Genomic DNA, 17,686 nt, shown 5'->3' with positions numbered 1-17,686 from the left:
TCACGGCGGGTTTGCGCTCCGGGGAACCGCCACAGCGGTCAGCACCAAGCCACCGGACACGGCCAGGCGGCCGGTGAATCCGTCGACCACCGAGCCGCCGACCCGATGCCCCGGCACCCTCAGCCCGGCGGAGAACACACCCCGTACGGGGTCCAGCCGCACGAACGCGTCCAGGAAGTCCAACGGCCGTCCCGTCAGCGGGAACCACGCCTTGTAGACCGACTCCTTGGCACTGAACAGCACCCGGTCCCAGCACACCCCAGGCGACATGCGCCGACACCCGTCCAGCGCGGCCCGCTCCCCGGCGACGGTCACCGCGTCGAGCACGCCCTCCGGCAGGGGACCGACCGGCTCCGCGTCCACCCCGAGGGCGAGCAGATCAGCGCTGCTGGCCACCGCGGCCACCCGGTACCCGGCGCAGTGGCTGATCGACCCCACCACACCCTCCGGCCACAGCGGCTCCCCGCGCGGCCCGGCCAACAGCGGTGCCTGGGGCAGGCCCAGCCGGGCCAGCGCCTGCCGGGCACACCACCGCCCCGTGGTGAACTCCCGTCTGCGCCGCTCCACCGCGTGGGCCACCAGCGGCTCCTCCTCGGGGAACAGCTCCGACCCCGGCGGGTCCCCCAGCGATTCCGCCACCTCGACCGACGCCGGCAACAGATCCTCGATCACCGCCGGACACCCGTCACCGCTGCTCCCCGGCCGGGAAGACCTCGCGCAGCAGCGGGTCCGGCTTGCCCCAGCGCCGCCACTCGCGCGGATAGCCGAGGGACACCTCCTGATGCCGTACCCCGTCCGTGTGAATGGTCCGCGGAATGTGCAGATGCCCGTAGATCACCGCGGACGCCCGGTACCGCACAGGCCAGTCCCGGCTCGCCGTGGTACCGCACCACAACGCGAACTCCGGATGGTGCAGCACCTCCGTCGGTTCCCTGACCAGGGGGAAATGATTCACCAGGAGCGTCGGCAGCGCCGGGTCGCAGCCGGCCAGACGCGCCTCTGTGGAGACGACCCGCGCACGGCACCAGTCGGCCCGCGTCGGATACGGGTCCGGGTGCAACAGGAACTCGTCGGAGCACACCACACCCGCGGCCTCCGCCAGGGCCAGCGCGGCCCCGACGTCACGCACTCCCGGCGGCAGGAAGCTGTAGTCGTACAGCAGGAACAGCGGTACCACCGTCACGGGACCGCCCGGACCGGTCCAGATCGGATAGGGGTCCTCGGGGGTGATGACACCCAGACGCCGGCACAGCTCCACCAGATACCGGTACCGGTGCTCGCCGCGCAACCGCACCGGGTCGGCCGGATGGGTCCACAACTCATGGTTGCCCGGCACCCACACGACCGTCGAGAACCGGTCGGCCAGCAGCCGCAGCGTCCACTCCACGTCCGCGGCCAACTCGCCCACGTCCCCCGCCAGCAGCAGCCAGTCCCCCTCGTCCTCGGGGAACATCCCCTCGACAACGGCCCGGTTCTCCGGATGGGCGACATGGAGGTCGCTGACGGCGTACAGCCTTGCCATAACGGTGCTCCTCGCGTACGCGCCGGGCCCGCGGCGTTCGGTCCGGCCGGACCGTTGCCGCCGGTTCGGCGTCAAGTAAATCCCACGAGGTTGCCCGGACCGCAACGATCCCGCCATTCACCGCGGAAACAACCGGAATTGAACCCGGTGGTGTGTGAGGCGACTGCGCCGGTGCGCCCTTGCTGACATTCCGAGCGGCATGGCAGGCTGTGATATGCGGTGCCCGTGACTCTCCGATCGCCGCCGATCGGCGCTCCCGGCATTCAGTATGCCTACCAGCCGGTCCGCCGGTGCGGAGGATGTCCCACATGATCGGCTCACCCTGCCCACTGGCGCCGCGCGGATTTGAGAAAGGAATGAACGGTCGACATGACTTCCCTCTCTTTGGACAGCGACCTGTGGTGCCGTCGCTTTCATCCCTCGCCCACGGCCAAACGTCGGCTGGTCTGCTTTCCGCACGCCGGCGGTTCGGCGAGTTTCTACTTTCCGGTCTCCGCCGAACTGTGCGGCCCGGTCGACCTCCTCGCGGTGCAGTACCCAGGGCGGCAGGACCGCCGCGAGGAGCACGGCGTCGAGGATCTCCACCTCATGGCCGACGGGGTGTTCGAGGCCCTGCGCCGCTGGGACGACCTCCCGCTGACCTTCTTCGGCCACAGCATGGGCGCCCTGGTCGCCTTCGAGGTGGCCCGGCGGATCGAGCGCGCGGGCGGCCGGATCGACCATCTCTTCGTGTCCGGCCGCAGGGGGCCGTCCACGGACCGGCCGGAGCTTTCACAGCCCCTCGACGACGAGGGCATCCTGGCCGAGGTCAAGTCCATGAGCGGCACCGACGCCCGGCTCCTGGAGGACGAGGAACTGCTGCGGATGGTGCTGCCCGCGCTGCGCGGCGACTACCGGGCGCTGGGGACCTACCAGGCCGACCCCCGCGCCGCGGTCGGGTGCCCGATCACCGCGGCGGTGGGGGACCAGGACCCCTGGACACCCGTGTCCGAGGCCGGGACCTGGCGCGATCGCACGACGGCCGCGTTCGACCTCAAGGTCTTCCCCGGCGGGCACTTCTATCTGAGCAGTCGGCCGGACGAGGTGATCGGCATGCTCCGCGAGCACCTCGCCACCGCACCGCGCGCCTGATACCACGAACATCAGGAATAGGGGGTGTTGAGGGTGACACCGTTATCCATCTCTGGGCAGATCCACTCCGCGCAGGGACCGCCGCGGTCCGAGCGCGCCGATCACCCCGGCCCGTCGGGCGAGGACTGTTCCGGCGGTGTGGGCGTCCGACGGCTGACCGCGCTGGACGTCCTGATCCTGGAGGGTGTCGCGGTCGGCACCTCGACCGTCCAGCTGGCGGCCTCCCTCTATCTGAGCCGACAGGGTGTCGAGTACCGCATCGGGTTGATGCTGCGTCATTTCCAGGTCGCGAACCGGGCCGCCCTGGTCTCGCGGGCACATTCCCTCGGCGTGCTGAGCGTCGGAGCATGGCCGCCCCGGGTCCTTCCGGAATTCCTCGAAACATAGGGAGAGCGCGGTAGCCGCCTGTTCCCCTATCTCGTTTCCGATAGGTCCTTCCCTCAGGGGGAGAAGTGCTCCAGCGGTACGCTTCCGGTAGATTTTCCCAGACCGGAATATCGTATCGATATCGCGCAGCGAGACGGGCTTCCGATCACCCGCCCGGAGAGCGGATTCTGCGGCATTGTGCTGGTAGCCCTGGTTTCGCTGCTCTACCGTTGGGCCGCACCGGCCCCTCCTTTTCGCACACCAATTCACAGGAGCTGTCATGAGTCTGGGTTACCTGTTCGGCGGCGGCGTCGGGACCGAGCCGCACGGCCTGGAGCTCCATCGGACCTACCCGGTGGTGCGCAGCTGGTACGAACAGGTTTCCGAGTGGACCGGGCTGACCGTTGGTCAGATCCTGGAGGAAGACCTCCCGACCGCCCAGGAGGAACGCCAGAGCGTCGGCACCGTCCGCGAGGCGGCCCTCGCGATCGGTGTGCACGACGTGCTCGCGTCGTTCAATCTACGCCCTGCCGCCATCGGCGGCCTCAGTCTCGGTGCGATGGCCGCCAGTTGCCTCGCCGGATCGGTGGACCGTCGGGAACTGTTCGAGATGCTGGCCGGCTCCCGCGACACCCCGGAACCGCCCGCCGACGCACCGCGGCAGGGGATAGCCATAGCCTTCGGCGCCCTCGGCGAAGGCGCCCCCTCCCACCCCGGCGAGAATGTCCCCGGCGTCCATCTGGCCGGCGACTTCGGCCCCACCACCGACGGCACCCAGCGCATCCTCATGCTGGCCGGCCACGCCGAAGCGCTCGACGCACTCGCCGCCGAGGTCCCACCGGGCACGGTGGTCCCGCTCCCCGGCCGCACCATCGCCGTCCACACCCCGCTGCGTCGGCACTACCGCGACTTCATGGCCCCGCGCATCGACGCGATGTCCTTCACCGACCCCGAGATCCCCCTGCTGTCCTGCCTGGAACCCAAGGTCCTGCGGACCGCGGCCGACGTGAGGGACCTGTTCCAACGCAACTCCACGGACCCCATCAGCCTGGTCGACGTCTACGACGGCATGCGGGAACAGGGCGTACAACTCGGGCTGGTGATGGGCCCCTCGATCCCGGAGGGCATCCTCGCGTTCCCCTTCCCGGTGGTGCACATCGAGCAGCCGGAGCACATCGAACAGGCTCTGACCACCGCGTACGACCTCGGCATCGACCTCACCGGCGCCCCGGCGCTGTCATGACCGCCCCCACCCGTGCCGACCCGGACGCCCAGGTCGCGCGATGGCTGGACACCGACCTGGACGAATGGACCCGCAGGGTCGTCCGACGGCACTTCGACCCGGTGTCCGGCAGCCTGTACTGGCTCGGCCGCGTCCACCAACTGGACTTCGACCCGCGTGACATCACCCGCCACGACCAGCTCGGCGCCTTCGGCCCGTTCCCCCTGGACCGATTGCGCGAGGAGGACCCCGCGGACCTCGTCCCGCAGTCCGTGCCCCGGCCGCTCGCCGGGCGTGTCTGGGACACCGGCGGCACCACCGGCACACCCTGCCGGGTGTTCTACACCCCCGACATGCTGTCGCACCGGGCGATCTGGCGCCGCTGGTCCTTCGTCCGGGAAGGCTTCGCACCCGGCCGCACCTGGCTGCAGGCCACGCCCACCGGACCGCATCTGATCGGGAACGGCGTCCAGGAGGTCTCGGAACTCCACGCCGGCCAGGTGTACGCGGTGGACATGGACCCCCGGTGGGTCAAGCGCCTCATCCGGGCCGGCCGGCTGGCCGAGGTCGGCGATTACACCACCCATCTGCTGGAGCAGATCACCGACGTGCTCCGGCAGGGCCGGGTCCAGTACCTCAACACCACACCGGCCCTGTTCCAGGCCCTCCGCCAACGCCGGCCCGAACTCGTCGCCGCCCTCGACGGCGTACGCCTGAGCGGCACCCAGATCAGCGCCGATATGTACCGGACCTTCAGAACCGCCCTGCGGGGCGGGATCTGCGGCTTGACCTACGGCAACACCTTCGGCAACGCGGCCTGCCTGGACATCGAGCGGGACGGTGAGCTGATCAGCTATGTCCCGAACTATCCACAGGTCACGATGGCGGTGGTGGACAAGGCCGACCGCTCGACCCCCGTCGCCCCCGGCACCGTGGGCCAGGTACGGCTCACCGTGCTCCACGAGGACCTCTTCCTCCCCAACATCCTGGAACGCGATCAGGCACTGCGCCACAGCACCGACCGCTGGCCCATCGACGGCGTCGCCAACGTCCGCCCCCTCCAGACCACGAGCTCGGCCCCCGAGGGCCTGTACTGAACCCGCACCGTACGGTCCCCGACCGTACGGCTGCCCCCGGAGCGCCCGGGTCGCGGAGCGCCAGGAGTTCGGCACCGGCCATCACCACCCGTTCGTCGCCGACGAAGCCGGGGGCACCGCCCATCCGCGGACCACCGCCACACCATCCCCTGAACCCACGCGACCGAACGCCCTCCTTACACGGCGCAGACGGACTCCAAGAGACAACTACCCGCCCTTCACCTGAACGCGCGAACCTGCCGCACGCCACCCGCACCGGCCCTCACCAGCACACCCACCCACGGGCTCGTGGAAAGCCGGTTGAGCCACCCCACCACGCTCCCCGCCAATGGGAACCGTGACCCGCACCCCGACCACCCCCGGCACCGGCCGCACGGACTCGCCCGCACCCGGTGGTGGGTCGGCCGCGCCCTCATTTCTTCACGCGGACGGGTGCCGGTGCTGTGGCAGTCGTCCTACGCCCAGCGCGTCAGGCGTAGGACGCGTCGGTCGTCCGGTTTGGATCGGGGCACCGCGTCCCTGTTCCGGGGGAGTCGCGGAAGTGACCTGGAGAGAGTCCTTGAACCGAAGACGTCCATCGGCCGCAGCCCGGTCGGTGCGGGCAGCGCTGACCTGCTTGCTGGTGTGGGGGGTATGGGGAGCCGCGGCGGTTCCGGCGGTGCCGGCTCCCGGTCGGGTCACGGCGGTCAGGGAACTGGACCACCGTCCTGTCCCCGGCCACGCCGCCGGCCACGCCGCCGGCCGCGATGGCGGCGGCGAGGCCCGCTCCCCGGGCGGGGGGCCCGCCGGGGCCGCGCCCCGTACCGTGGCGCGTCCAGCGTCGCACCGGTCGGATGCGCCGGGCCGCCGCGTCGTCAATCCCGCTGACGACTCCCTCATCGCCTGGGTCGGCCCCACTCAGCCGCCGACTTTGCTGACCCTGCAACAGGCGATGAACGCGGCCGCCGACGGGGACACCGTCAGCATCGTCCCCGACAGCTATGTGTTCACGAAGACGATCACCGTGCCCCGTCGGGTGACCCTCGCCAGTGCGTCGGCCTCGGTGGTCACCGCGTTGTTCTCGGTCACCGGCGGCGGACTGACCGTCAGCGGTGTCACGTTCGAGCCGACCGCCGCGAGCAGGACGGTCGTGACGGTCGCGGCGACCTCCGCCGACACCGTGCTGGACGGCATCAGGATCACCAACACGGCGAACCTGGCCGCCATCACCGGCATCACCTTCTCCGGTACCCCGGCGACCGGAAGAACGGTCGCGAACTACGTGTTCGACAACGGTGACAATGCCGCCAACGGCGTCTCCACCGGCATCAACGCGGGAAGCGCGGCCTCCGTCGTGGTGCGCGACACGCAGATCACCGGAGTCACCCGTGGTTTCTTCATGGCGGCCGCGGCCACCGGCACCGGCCCCCGGTTCTCCCGTGTGGACATCGGGGCGACCTTGCAGGGCGTGGTGACCGGCAGGACGACCGGCGCCTCCTTCGACGAGGTGCACCTCACGGGCACGTCGCTGGCCGGGTCGACCGGCGTCGGCCTGGGCGGTTCCACGGGTGTCGTGATGACCGACAGCACGGTCACCGGCTACGTCAACGGCATCACCACCACCGCCGCGACAACGGGCGAGGGCCCCCAGCTGACCCGGGTGACGGTCTCCCGGATGGGCACGACGGGCATCAGCCTCGGGGCGACCACCGGCGCCAGGCTCACGGACGTGAAGGTCTCCGGCGCGCCGGGGAGTACCGGCACCGGTGTCGACCTGGTCCGCGCCACCTCCGTGACCCTCGACAACCCGCAGATCAGCGGGGTGCGCATCGGCGTCAGACAGGTCTGGGTGCGGACGTCCGGTCACCCCCTCAACGGCCCCGTGGTGACCGGAGGCACCTTCACGGACGTCGCGACCGGCATCCTCGTCGCCAACAACTCGGGCCTGCGGGTCACCGGAACCTCGCTGGAACTCGTCGCGGGTGCGGGCGGCGGCGGTGGCATCGGCATCGGCGGCTACGAGAACACCGACGTCGTGATCAGCGGCGTGACCGTCGAGGGCTACGAGAACCCCGACGACGTGCGCCGGGGATCCGCCGCGATCCGCTTCTACTACTCCGACCACATCAGCGTCGAGAACTCGACGCTCACCGGAGGCGCGAACGCCTTCTACTGGGACATGACGACGGACGTCACGGTCACCGACGCCACCGTCAGCGGCATCGACTGGTGGGCGACGTACACGGAATCCGTCATCCGGCTGACCGTCCGGAACAGCACCTTCACCGGCAACGCCGGCGTGGCCAACCTGACCATCAACCCGTCCGCGAGCGCCGACGGACTGGACGTCATCCAGAAGAGCAGCGACATCACGTTCGCCGACAACCAGCTGACCGACAACCCCGCAGGCGTCCTCTTCCCCTACGGCGGGGACACGCTCGACTATCTGCGCAACAAGGTGAGCGGCGGACCCGCCAACTACGTCGTCTACGCGGTCCCCGCGCACCATGTGGCCGTCAGCGACAACGAGATCTCCTTCACCCCGCTGGAGGACAACTCGGGCGCCGTCCGCGCGGGCACCGCGCTGGAGAACCTCGACCCGGCGACCTTCCCGAACACCCCCGAGGACCAGCAGTCGCGTTCGTCCTCGGACATCGACGTCCTCGGCAATGTCTTCACCGGTACGGGACCGATGATCCAGCTCGGCGAGAAGGAAGGCACCTGGCGCGTCATGCGGGACACCGTCCTGGTGCGCGGCAACGTCTTCCCGAAGGACTCGGTCGCCCTCCGCACGTTCACCAACGCCGAGACGGGACAGGACAGCAATCAGGACAACGACATGATCGGAGGGAACGTCGCCGTCGACGCCCGGGACACCCCCGTCGCCGCGACCACCGCCGCGACCCCCGGGCCGAGGGATGTCGGCGGGCGCGGCAGCAACGACTGGGGCAGCCCCTGCGGCCCCCGGGTCACCGTGGGCGACACCTACACCCCGTCCGACACGCTGATCTACGACGGCGGAGGCGCGTGGATCCACGAGACACGCGAGCCCCAGACGCTGTACCCGACCCGCTGCGCGGACATCGGACTGAGTGTCACCAAGGCGGCCGACTCCCCGTCCTACACACCCGGCCGGCCGCTGACCTACACGGTCATCGTGAAGAACACGGGCCCCCAGGACGCGCACGCCGTCCGCGTGACCGACCCCCGACCCGCGCTGCTGACCGGCCTCACCTGGACGTGCGAGGCCGCAGGAACGGCGAGCTCGTGCACCGACCCCTCCGGCACCGGAGGCGTCGACACCTTGGTGAACATCACAGCGGGAGGCCAGGTGACCTTCGTCATCACCGGCACTCCCGCGGCCGACGCCTCGGACGACATCACCAACACGGCCACCGTCACCCCCGCCGCAGGCACCGACGACCTCGGCTGCGAGCCGAGTTGCAGCGCACGGGTGGTCACCCCCAAAGCCCCCGCCACGGGTGCGGTCACCGTGGTGAAGAAGGACTCGGACACCGGCGCGAACCTCGCGGGTGCCGTGTTCCAGCTGTGGCAGGAGACCAACGGCATCGCCGGTCTCCAGACCACCGGCGGCAACCCCGACGTCCAGGTGGGCGCGTCCTGCACCACGGGCGCGGACGGCGAGTGCACCCGCGACGTCGAGACCGGCACGTACTACTGGCGCGAGTTCCAGGCGCCGCCCGGGTACGAGCTGCCGACCAACCCGGTGTTCGGGCCGCTCGCGCTGACCGACGAGAACGCCGAACAGGGTGTCACCGTCACCGCGAACAACAGCCCGACCGCTCCGGTCACCGGCGCGGTCACCGTCGTCAAGCAGGACTCCACCACCCAGGCACCCCTCGCGGGCGCGGTGTTCCAGCTGTGGGAGGAGACCAACGGCATCCCCGGTCTCCAGACCTCCGGCACCGACCCCGACACCCAGGTCGGCAGCCCCTGCACCACTCCCGCCAACGGCCAGTGCACCCGCACCGTCGACCTCGGCACCTACTACTGGCGCGAGACCCGCGCCCCCGACGGCTACGACCTCCCGGCCAACCCCGTCTTCGGCCCGCTCGTCCTGACCGAGGCCAACGCCCCCACCGGCGTCACCGTCAACGCCAACAACTCCACCATCGCCCCCGTCACCGGTGAGGTCACGGTCGTCAAGAAGGACGCGGACACCGGCGCCAACCTCGCCGGAGCCGTCTTCGAACTGTGGCAGGAGACCAACGGCACGCCCGGCCTCCAGACCACCGGCGGCAACCCCGACATCCAGGTCGGCGCCCCCTGCACCACCGGCGCGGACGGCGAGTGCACCCGCACCGTCGAGACCGGCGCCTACTACTGGCGCGAGACCCAGGCGCCCACCGGCTACGAACTGCCCTCCAACCCGGTCTTCGGCCCGCTGAACCTCACACCGGAGAACGCCGGACAGGGCGTCACGGTCACGGCCGGCAACAGCCGCACCCCGGCCGAGGAGAGCGTCATCAAGGTCGAGAAGACCGACGCGAAGAACGGCCGCCCCCTCGCGGGCGCGGTCTTCGAACTGTGGGAGGAGACCAACGGCGTCCCGGGCCTCCAGACCCGGCCCTCCGGCTCCACCCCGCCCGACACCCGTACCGGTCCTGGCTGTGCCACGGACCGCGCGGGACTGTGCGTCTTCGACGAACTGCCGACGGGGACGTACTACGTACGCGAGACGGACGTGCCCGAGGGCTACGTCCTGCCCGACAACCCGGTCCGCGGCCCGATCGTCATCACCCCCGAGGACGCGGGTGAGACCGTGACGGTCAAGATCGCCAACAAGCGCGGGGAGCCCGGCAAGGGCAAGTAACCCACCCGCACAACCATGAGGCCGGGGACCGCACACGCGGCCCCCGGCCTCACTGCATCGGCCCAATCCCCCCGGCGCCCGGCAACGGCTGCTGGTACCTCTGGAAACGAAGCCCGACGGTGTGCCAGGAGCCCGGCCAGGTGTACGCCGTGATCTTTCCTTGTCCGGTCCGCTCCCTCGTTCCCCTGGGCCGCCCGTAACAGCCGACCCCAAGCCGCAGTGGCCTGCTGGAAGGGCCCAAAGGCAGCTTCACCTTTGTGAACCACAGGACCTCACGCTGCGGCCAAGGCCCCGGCCGGGCGCCAGCCCTGGATATCGCATCACTCACCGGAAATGTGGTCGCCGTCGTGAGGGATAACGACGGTACCGAGGCCGCAGAGGTGCAGCGAAAGTACGCCGCTCACACTGCCTTCCCGAACATCTCTGTTCACGTGGGACAGGATAAGACGTACAGGACTCTCGAGCCGCAACTCCTCAAGGCGAACGGTCTAGTCGCAATGAACGCCATCCTCGGAGAGAATTTTGCCTCCGAAGCAGACTTGCTTGAGCATATGGAGGATCGAAAGACAACCTGTGCTCTAGCGATCTTCTCTAGCGACCAGAACATCAACATGCCGGAGTACATCAGGGATGCAGTCGCCTAATAATCTAGCCGTCATCGCGGCGGCTGGCTCGCGGAAGAACCAGCACATCATCGACTGCGTTGTCGCTGATCCGAGCAAGCGCGTCTTGGTGACGACCTACACCAACGAAAACCTCCATCAGATCGTGAGCCGACTGAGCGCGGGCACTGGCGTGCTACCGCGGCACGCCACGGTCATGGGTTGGTTCACGTTTATTCTCAACGAGTGTGCTCGCCCCTATCAGAGCTTTGTTCTCGGTGAAGCGGGAATGATGGGTGGCCTCAATTTCGTGGGACAGCGTTCGAGGTGCATCCCAAAAAGCAAGCCTCAGCAGTACTACGTAGATCGCGGCAAGTCGGCATATCGAGACGGTGTATCGGCGTTCTCCTTCGAGGCCAACAAACTGAGCAAGGGTATGGTGGTAGATCGTCTTTCGCGGATATACGACCACATTTTCATTGATGAGATCCAGGACGTGGCAGGGTGCGACCTCGATCTCCTGGACCTTTTGATGAAGTCGCCGATTGCCGTCACGGTGGTTGGTGATCCTCGCCAGGCCACCTTCGCAACGAACAACGCTACAAAGAACGCGAAGTACAAGGGGAGTGGCATCGTTGAGTGGTTGGCTACACGTACCGACCTGTGCCTCGTTGAAAACCGAGTAGAGAGTTACCGCTGCAACCAGGATATCTGTGATTTCGCAGATGATCTGTACCCCAACCTTGCGCGTACCGTGTCCAAGAACACCGAAGTGACTGGTCACGATGGCATCTTCGCGATCGGGAAATCGGCCGTGCTGGAGTACGCCGAGAAGTACGCGCCGACGGTGCTGCGCTGGGACAAGCGAGCCGATACATGCGGTCTCGACGCAATGAACATGGGTACCTCGAAGGGCAGCACGTTCGACCGCGTGCTCATCTTCCCGACGAAGCCGATGATCAGTTACTACCAGACCCGAGACTGCACCCAGGCCGGAGACAGGGCGAAGCTTTACGTCGCGGTGACGCGGGCGAAGTACAGCGCCACGTTCGTCATGCCGTAGGAGACCCTGTTCACTCTGGGAACACCCTGGAGGCTGTCATGCCCGACAACTACCGTTGATTCATGACGGAAGACCAGCGTCTATCGATCGTCAGACGCGCGCTTGATCCGCACAGTCCGAGTCTGCGGAGAGTAGTGTCAGGACCTGTGGATCGGCCTCGGGCGGAACGCGATGGGCGTACTTTCTCGAGCGATCGATTGATGGTCATTGAGTAGTCAACGCCGACGGCACCGCTGACAACGGTTGTGGCCTACCTGGCCCAGTACGAACAGCTCGCACCCGCCGTGCCGTTCGGAGTACGCCGTACCGGCTACACCTGGGAACCCGACCACGCCGTGGTCCTGGCCGTGCCCCGTTCGCCGCCGGGCACGCCGCGGCCGGGAGCGGCAGGATCGTGAGCGGACCCGCCGTACCGGACGGCGCTGCCGGACAGGCCGGGCAGGAGGCGCGGGCGCTGCTGCGCGGCACCTAACCGTACCTTCCGGCGGACGCCGGGGACGACGGGCCCGGCGGACGGCCCTCCCCGCTGGTGACCGGGGTGCGGGCGGCGCGGCGCGACCCGGGCCGTACATTTCAGGGAGACCTCGGCTCCATCGCGCGGTACGACGAGCTCGTCGTCGGCCGGTACAGCTGGGTGCCGGACGACGATGCCGGGGGCAGTGCGTCCGCCGAGCTGGCGGAGCTGCCCGTGCACTGGCTGAAGGACTGGATGCTGTGCCTGGACGTGGAGTGCGGACCCCGGCCCGGCACCGCACTGCACCGCCTGTACGGCACCGTGATCGCCTTCGACCCCGGCACCGGCAGCCTGGAGTTCTCCCCTGCGGGAGGGCACACGTCTGTCGGGGTGCCCCTGCACCGTGTTGTCGCGCTCACCGGTGACCGGCAGCGGCGCCGCATCGGGCAGGTCCCCGCCCACGAGCCGTACGACGACGGCTCGACGACCTGAACACCGAGGGTCCTACCCACCCCCCTCGGGCTCCGGGCAAAGGTCGTCGGCGAAGCCGGTCCGCCATGCCGGTACGGCACCAGGCGCAATGGCGCAACCGGCCTGGGCGGCGTCTCACTGCCCGAAACGCGCCCGGGCGGGCGGCAGTCCGTCTATGCCGTCCGCGTGCGGCAGCCGGACATGGCCCTCGGCGCCGGTGCCGGGCAGCGGCGATGCCGTGTTTTGGCGCTGGGGCCCGTGTCTTGCCTCGTGCCGTGATGATCACAGTGCGGGGTGGGATCGTTCTGATGACGGGAAGACCCGCAGTCCGGACGCTTAGGCGTCGGCCCGGACGATGCGCCGGCCCCGGTCGCGCGGTCCCGCGTGCAACGCCGCCGCCAGGTCCTGGCCACGGAGGCCGCCATGCGCCGCTGACGCGTTGATCACCGAAAGGGGCGCGTCGTGCTGCGGGGACCGCGCTGGGCCGACGCCTTCGGTTGGGTGACGGGCCTGTCGAATGCCTGGGGCCGGCCTCGCTGTGCGGGATCCCTGTATGGGCAAGACGTTCTGCGGCGTTCAGGGCTACTCATGCCGGGTCGGGACGCATACTGGAGCGGTGACGGACCTACTGGGCACGGACGTCGATGACGGCGGCATCTGGGGTCGTTCCGCCGCGCAGGTTCAATCCGCGCGGGCCTTGGCCGAACAAGCCATGGCTGGCAGGGACACGCAAGCATTCGAAGAGTCGGTCGCGCTGTGGGAAGCCGTTCTGCGAGACCCCACCGTCCCGGATTCGATACTGCCGCTCCTGGAACTCGTGGGGGTGGAGATCGGCGCGTGTCCGGCTCTGGGTAGTACGGAGCCTCTGTCAAGGGGCATCGGCCGCCTAGACGAGGCGATAGCGCGCTCTCCCGAAGCGCGCGCTCGGATCGACGTCCAGCGGGCACGGCTTACCGCCTACGGGGTCCGCGCCTCGTTAACCGAATCCACAGACCCCGCGCGTTCGGCAGAGGACTGGTTGACGGTCTCGGGCATCGCGCGATCCCTCGCGGAGTCGGCGACGGACGGCAGCATCGAGCAAGGTGAGCGGTTCGAGACCGTGGGCCGGGCCCTCCTCATGAGCCATGAACTGGCCCTGGTTCCGGGAGCCCTCGGGGAGGCAGTCATATCGCTCCGCCGGGCCGTGGCCGCACTCACCGGTCCTCGACGGAAGGCCGCCGAGGCCTGCTACTTGCTGGGGCGTGCCCTGCGGCTGCGTGGCGAGCGAGATCGCTCACAGGACGATCTCGACGAGGCGGTCGCCCTCCTGGGCAGGGCCGTGGCGGAGGCGGATTTCGAAGGATCCTCCATAATGCCGTACCTGTCGAATCTCGGATTCGCTCATATCGCCCGGTACCGCCTCCTCGGCGGTCTCGACTCGCTGAACGACACGATGTCCGCTCTGGCGCGTGCCTTGGCCGCCTCCCCCGACCCTGTGGAGTCCGAGCACCGACTCCAGAACCTTGTCAACTTGGCGGGTGAGCGGATACGCGTTGGCGGCTATGCACATGCGCTGCTCAGCCACATGGCGCTTGTGGAATCACGCCTCACGACCTACCGGCTACCCCAGCTGGCCGGCTGGATGCTCCTCGATCTGGCGCTCACGGCCTACAGCCGGGCGGTTTCGCAAGGTTCGGTGTACGACTACCTCCTGGCCGTGGTGATCTTTCGTCGCTGCGCTCTCCTGATCCCTGCCGACATGACCACCTTCGACGGTCTGCTGACGCCCTCGGGGGATCCCGTGGCTTGCGATGAGGTCATGCGCTTCGCCTGGACGCTTGACGGTTTCAGAACGTTATTCTCCACGGCCGGCCCGAGTGACTCGTACGCCGCCGTCCTCACGGGTGCGGCCGAGCGCATCGAGGAACACCTGCGGTCCAGCGGGGCCGGCACGCACGTCACGGTGGCGGGACACATGGCCGCCGACTACGAACTGGCTCTGTTCGTGCACCTCGACAATCTTGGTGTGGCCTATGCCTGAGGAATTCAGCGGGATCGGTTTCGACAGTGACTCGTACCTCAACTACCTGCTCGACAAGTCGTCAGAACCTCCTTTTCCTCCACACGGCGTCCCTGCGCTTTCGCCCCTGGAAGAAGACCGCGAGCGCCAGTCTCTGATCTACTTCGTCCTCCGGTCGGTGGCGAGCCTCGGATCAGCTGCGGACGAGGCGTCCGTGGAGCGGCATCGCACGTGGCGGCGAACCGCACTCGATCGCGCACTGCGCCTGTACTGGTGGACCAACCAGGGGCATCCCCTGCCGCTGCCCACCTGGGCGGAAGAAACAGTCGTGCATGTCCGCGATCACCTGCGTCCTGCCTTCCCCCAGGTCGACGACATCGAGGTCGTTGTCACCTACGACCCTCGCCTGTATGTCCGCGCTCACCATGCGACACGCCAGATAAGGCTGTCCCTGGTCACTCGACAGCTGTGGCACACCATCGACCTGTTCCTCTGGAATGCCGTAAGCGTGCGGCAGCAGCTGATAGGCACGACCGGCAGCAACGCCGCGCTGCCGAACCCGTCCTACGACAGTCTCCTTCCGTTCCTGCTGCCCCTGTACCGCAACGTCCGATGGGACCAGACCCCCATGATGCGGGTACGTTCAGAGCTGGCCGGGGGAGGAGCCGTCAATGCGGCACGGATCCAGATGACCTTCATGATCGCCCACGAGTTCGCGCACCTCCTCCTGCACGAAGAGGGCAGATCAGGTCCGGAGCTGGAGGCCGAAGCCGATCGCTTCGCCTACGACGCACTCTTCAGGAACCCCGCCGAGAACGTCACCATCGGTGACATCTGGATGGCGATCCGCTGGCTGTTCGAAATCCTCGCCGTGGAAAAGCTGCTGGCATGGCGCCTGGCTGGCGAAGAAGGGACCTTCGCAGTCACCGGACCACCACGACAGACCCTGATCCACCCCTTCGTCCGGTCGGCCGGCCCGTCGAGCAATGACGTCGTTCTGGGAGGCGCCGGCCTCTACGTCATCCAGTCCATACGCCGTCAGCTGGCGGCTTCGAGCGCGAAGGCCGTCCGGGAAAGCGCCGCCAGGTGGGAAAGCACCCTGACATCCGAGCATGCCGGCCGCCCGACTTCGCACACCCTGCACATGTTCCCCCGACCCGTTCCGGAGGCATGAATGACCGTCATCGAGCTCGACGTGGAGATCGACCCGCACGACTCCGGTCTCCCCGGGTCGGTGCTGATCGACGTCGAAGAGCGTAAGTTCACCGACCACGGGATCAACGTCAAGGTGCTGGCCGTCGAGGAGGGACACGGCTTCGGGGTCTCGGAAATCGTCACCATCGCCCTCTCCATCGCCGGTGGTGTGGCCTCCGACGTCATCGCGAGCTCCCTCAAGTCGGCCACCCGCGGCGTCATTCGCCGGGTCCGCTCGCGACGGTCACGCAGCGACGGAAGCATCGAGGGAATCACCGAGCTCATCGACCGAGAGCGTCGGGAACCCCAGCAGACCGAATCGGAACGCGACCCGCGCTAGAAGCCATGTCTGGGAAGTTTGCCGGTCCGCCCCGGCAGCCTCGGCCCGGACCTGATGCGGCGCGTCGAATCCGACGAGACCGCCGACCCCCGCCGCGTCGAGGTGGCGTACGCCATCATGACGTGGCGGGTGGATGCACCACGAGACAACAGCGGTGGGTGCGGTCATCGACGAGTGGCCCCGAGGCGCGGCAAGTTGCGATCATGCGACGGTGACCTCATACCTGCCCGCCGGATGGACGATCGAGCAGATCCGCACGCTCTCGCAGGACCGGAGCGCCACCCCGCTCTCCCTCGACAGGCTGGTAGTTGTCGAACAGCCGGGCCAGAACGAATACATGACACTCCGGCCTGAGGCAGTCCTCGGGTTCCACGACCTGTGCCTCGTGCTCGACGACGGCGAGTGGTACATGGGGCAGCTCGGTACCGACGGATCAGTCGTTTGCTGGGCGTCCTACGGCCCCGACCTGGCGGAGGCCATCCGTAACCTGTGAGCCCACCGGAGGGGAGACACGCAACTCATGGACCTGGTTCTGGAACCGCCCCGCAGCGTCGGCCCTGTACACCTCGGCATGACCCTCGAGGAGGCCCGGGCCGCAGTCACCCCGTGGGGCCTGCCCCGAGTCGAACACGACGAGGACGACGGCTCGGCGACGGTCTTCACGGCCTGCCGGGAGATCCGTGTCGACGTCGCGCTCGAAGAGCCCGGCCGAGTCACCGCGGTCGAGCTCTGGTGGCCCGGCGAAGGCCGGCGGACCGGCGTACGAGTCCTTCTCGACGGCGACGACGTCTTCACCACACCAGCCGACCACCTCCTCCGCCGGGCCCAGGAGCGAGGCTGGACCGTCGACCGCTCCGAGCCGCAGTACCCCTTCATCCCCGGTGCCTCCCTCGGATTCACCCGGGAGACCTCGCAGGACGTCCCGCGCACCAGCGGCGGCCTCCCGGTCCACGTCACCTCGGTACTCGTCGCCGACGAGCACTACTACGAGCACCGACCCGGGACGGCGGCCCGACCAGCCTCACGGCGTCGAGGACGCGTGCAGGAAGAAGGCCGACGCCAGCATGGACCGGTCGCCTGACCACACCGCTCGCAGGACAGACACTCGGGGGAGCGCCCCGCCCCGTCGGTGCCAGCCCCTGCGCTCCGTGGTCGCGCCGCTCCTCGGCACATCCACCGCAGGGATGTACGCCCGCTCTCCTGGCGCCGGGAGGGCACAGACCTTCTCCCTCCGCGCTCCTGCACGGCCAGTCGGTACGAGACCCAAGCTGTGTGGCACCGGCGGGCGAGGTCCCGCAGGGTGGCCTGCTCACGAAGGCCGAAGGGCATGCTAGGTATGGAAACCAGCGGGTTCGTGGAATCTGAAGGCTGCCTTGCTGGGAACCCGCTCGTGGGGTGGGGCTCTCCTGGGA

The 17,686-nt window shown here is 68.6% G+C and carries 15 protein-coding genes; 13 read left to right on the top strand and 2 right to left on the bottom strand.

Going from position 1 to position 17,686, the window contains the following annotated elements:
- Both OG711_RS01795 and OG711_RS01790 read right to left on the bottom strand, forming a co-directional pair.
- Positions 1-672 (bottom strand): 4'-phosphopantetheinyl transferase family protein, encoded by a 672-nt coding sequence (locus tag OG711_RS01795; RefSeq protein ID WP_329558138.1) that lies wholly within the window; start codon positions 670-672, stop codon positions 1-3.
- 13 nt (positions 673-685) lie between these two features.
- Entirely contained in the window at positions 686-1,522 is an 837-nt protein-coding gene (locus OG711_RS01790) for a metallophosphoesterase family protein (RefSeq protein ID WP_073785748.1), read from the bottom strand.
- Positions 1,523-1,891: 369 nt separating this feature from the next.
- On the opposite strand from OG711_RS01790, the gene OG711_RS01785 reads away from it, so the two are divergent.
- The 13 genes from OG711_RS01785 to OG711_RS01725 all read left to right on the top strand — a co-directional run bounded on the left by OG711_RS01785 (position 1,892) and on the right by OG711_RS01725 (position 17,355).
- Positions 1,892-2,653, top strand: coding sequence for a thioesterase II family protein (locus OG711_RS01785; RefSeq protein ID WP_073785746.1), 762 nt, complete (start codon positions 1,892-1,894; stop codon positions 2,651-2,653).
- 138 nt (positions 2,654-2,791) lie between these two features.
- Entirely contained in the window at positions 2,792-3,040 is a 249-nt protein-coding gene (locus OG711_RS01780) for a LuxR C-terminal-related transcriptional regulator (protein ID WP_266504474.1), read from the top strand.
- Positions 3,041-3,299: 259 nt separating this feature from the next.
- The gene (locus tag OG711_RS01775; RefSeq protein WP_073785742.1) at positions 3,300-4,262 is read left to right on the top strand and encodes a malonyl transferase; all 963 of its coding nucleotides are present in this window, start codon (positions 3,300-3,302) and stop codon (positions 4,260-4,262) included.
- Positions 4,259-5,338: an arylcarboxylate reductase gene (locus OG711_RS01770; protein WP_073785740.1), complete on the top strand. Its 1,080-nt coding sequence runs from the start codon at positions 4,259-4,261 to the stop codon at positions 5,336-5,338. Before OG711_RS01775 ends, OG711_RS01770 begins: the two co-directional genes overlap by 4 nt.
- Positions 5,339-6,248: 910 nt before the next feature.
- Positions 6,249-10,151: a SpaA isopeptide-forming pilin-related protein gene (locus tag OG711_RS01765; RefSeq protein WP_329558137.1), complete on the top strand. Its 3,903-nt coding sequence runs from the start codon at positions 6,249-6,251 to the stop codon at positions 10,149-10,151.
- A 257-nt stretch (positions 10,152-10,408) separates the two neighbouring features.
- Positions 10,409-10,795 carry a hypothetical protein gene (locus OG711_RS01760; RefSeq protein ID WP_329558136.1) on the top strand — a complete coding sequence of 129 codons (387 nt, stop codon included), beginning with the start codon at positions 10,409-10,411 and terminating at the stop codon, positions 10,793-10,795.
- Positions 10,782-11,816: a UvrD-helicase domain-containing protein gene (locus OG711_RS01755; RefSeq protein ID WP_329558135.1), complete on the top strand. Its 1,035-nt coding sequence runs from the start codon at positions 10,782-10,784 to the stop codon at positions 11,814-11,816. Before OG711_RS01760 ends, OG711_RS01755 begins: the two co-directional genes overlap by 14 nt.
- 529 nt (positions 11,817-12,345) lie before the next feature.
- On the top strand, positions 12,346-12,762 hold the full coding sequence (locus OG711_RS01750; protein ID WP_073785734.1) for a hypothetical protein: 417 nt from the start codon (positions 12,346-12,348) through the stop codon (positions 12,760-12,762).
- A 595-nt stretch (positions 12,763-13,357) separates the two neighbouring features.
- Positions 13,358-14,761, top strand: a complete 1,404-nt coding sequence (locus OG711_RS01745; protein ID WP_329558134.1) for a hypothetical protein — start codon at positions 13,358-13,360, stop codon at positions 14,759-14,761.
- Positions 14,754-15,914, top strand: a complete 1,161-nt coding sequence (locus tag OG711_RS01740; protein WP_329558133.1) for an ImmA/IrrE family metallo-endopeptidase — start codon at positions 14,754-14,756, stop codon at positions 15,912-15,914. Before OG711_RS01745 ends, OG711_RS01740 begins: the two co-directional genes overlap by 8 nt.
- Entirely contained in the window at positions 15,915-16,274 is a 360-nt protein-coding gene (locus OG711_RS01735; protein WP_329558132.1) for a hypothetical protein, read from the top strand.
- A gap of 211 nt (positions 16,275-16,485) precedes the next feature.
- On the top strand, positions 16,486-16,767 hold the full coding sequence (locus OG711_RS01730; RefSeq protein ID WP_073787543.1) for a hypothetical protein: 282 nt from the start codon (positions 16,486-16,488) through the stop codon (positions 16,765-16,767).
- Positions 16,768-16,845: 78 nt separating this feature from the next.
- Positions 16,846-17,355 (top strand): hypothetical protein, encoded by a 510-nt coding sequence (locus tag OG711_RS01725; RefSeq protein ID WP_329558131.1) that lies wholly within the window; start codon positions 16,846-16,848, stop codon positions 17,353-17,355.
- The last annotated feature ends 331 nt before the right edge of the window (positions 17,356-17,686 follow it).

Source organism: Streptomyces uncialis, from assembly GCF_036250755.1.
In the GTDB taxonomy this organism is placed as follows: Bacteria; Actinomycetota; Actinomycetes; order Streptomycetales; family Streptomycetaceae; genus Streptomyces; species Streptomyces uncialis.
Note: the sequence above shows the minus strand (reverse complement) of the source record. Positions and strands in the feature narration are given on the sequence as shown.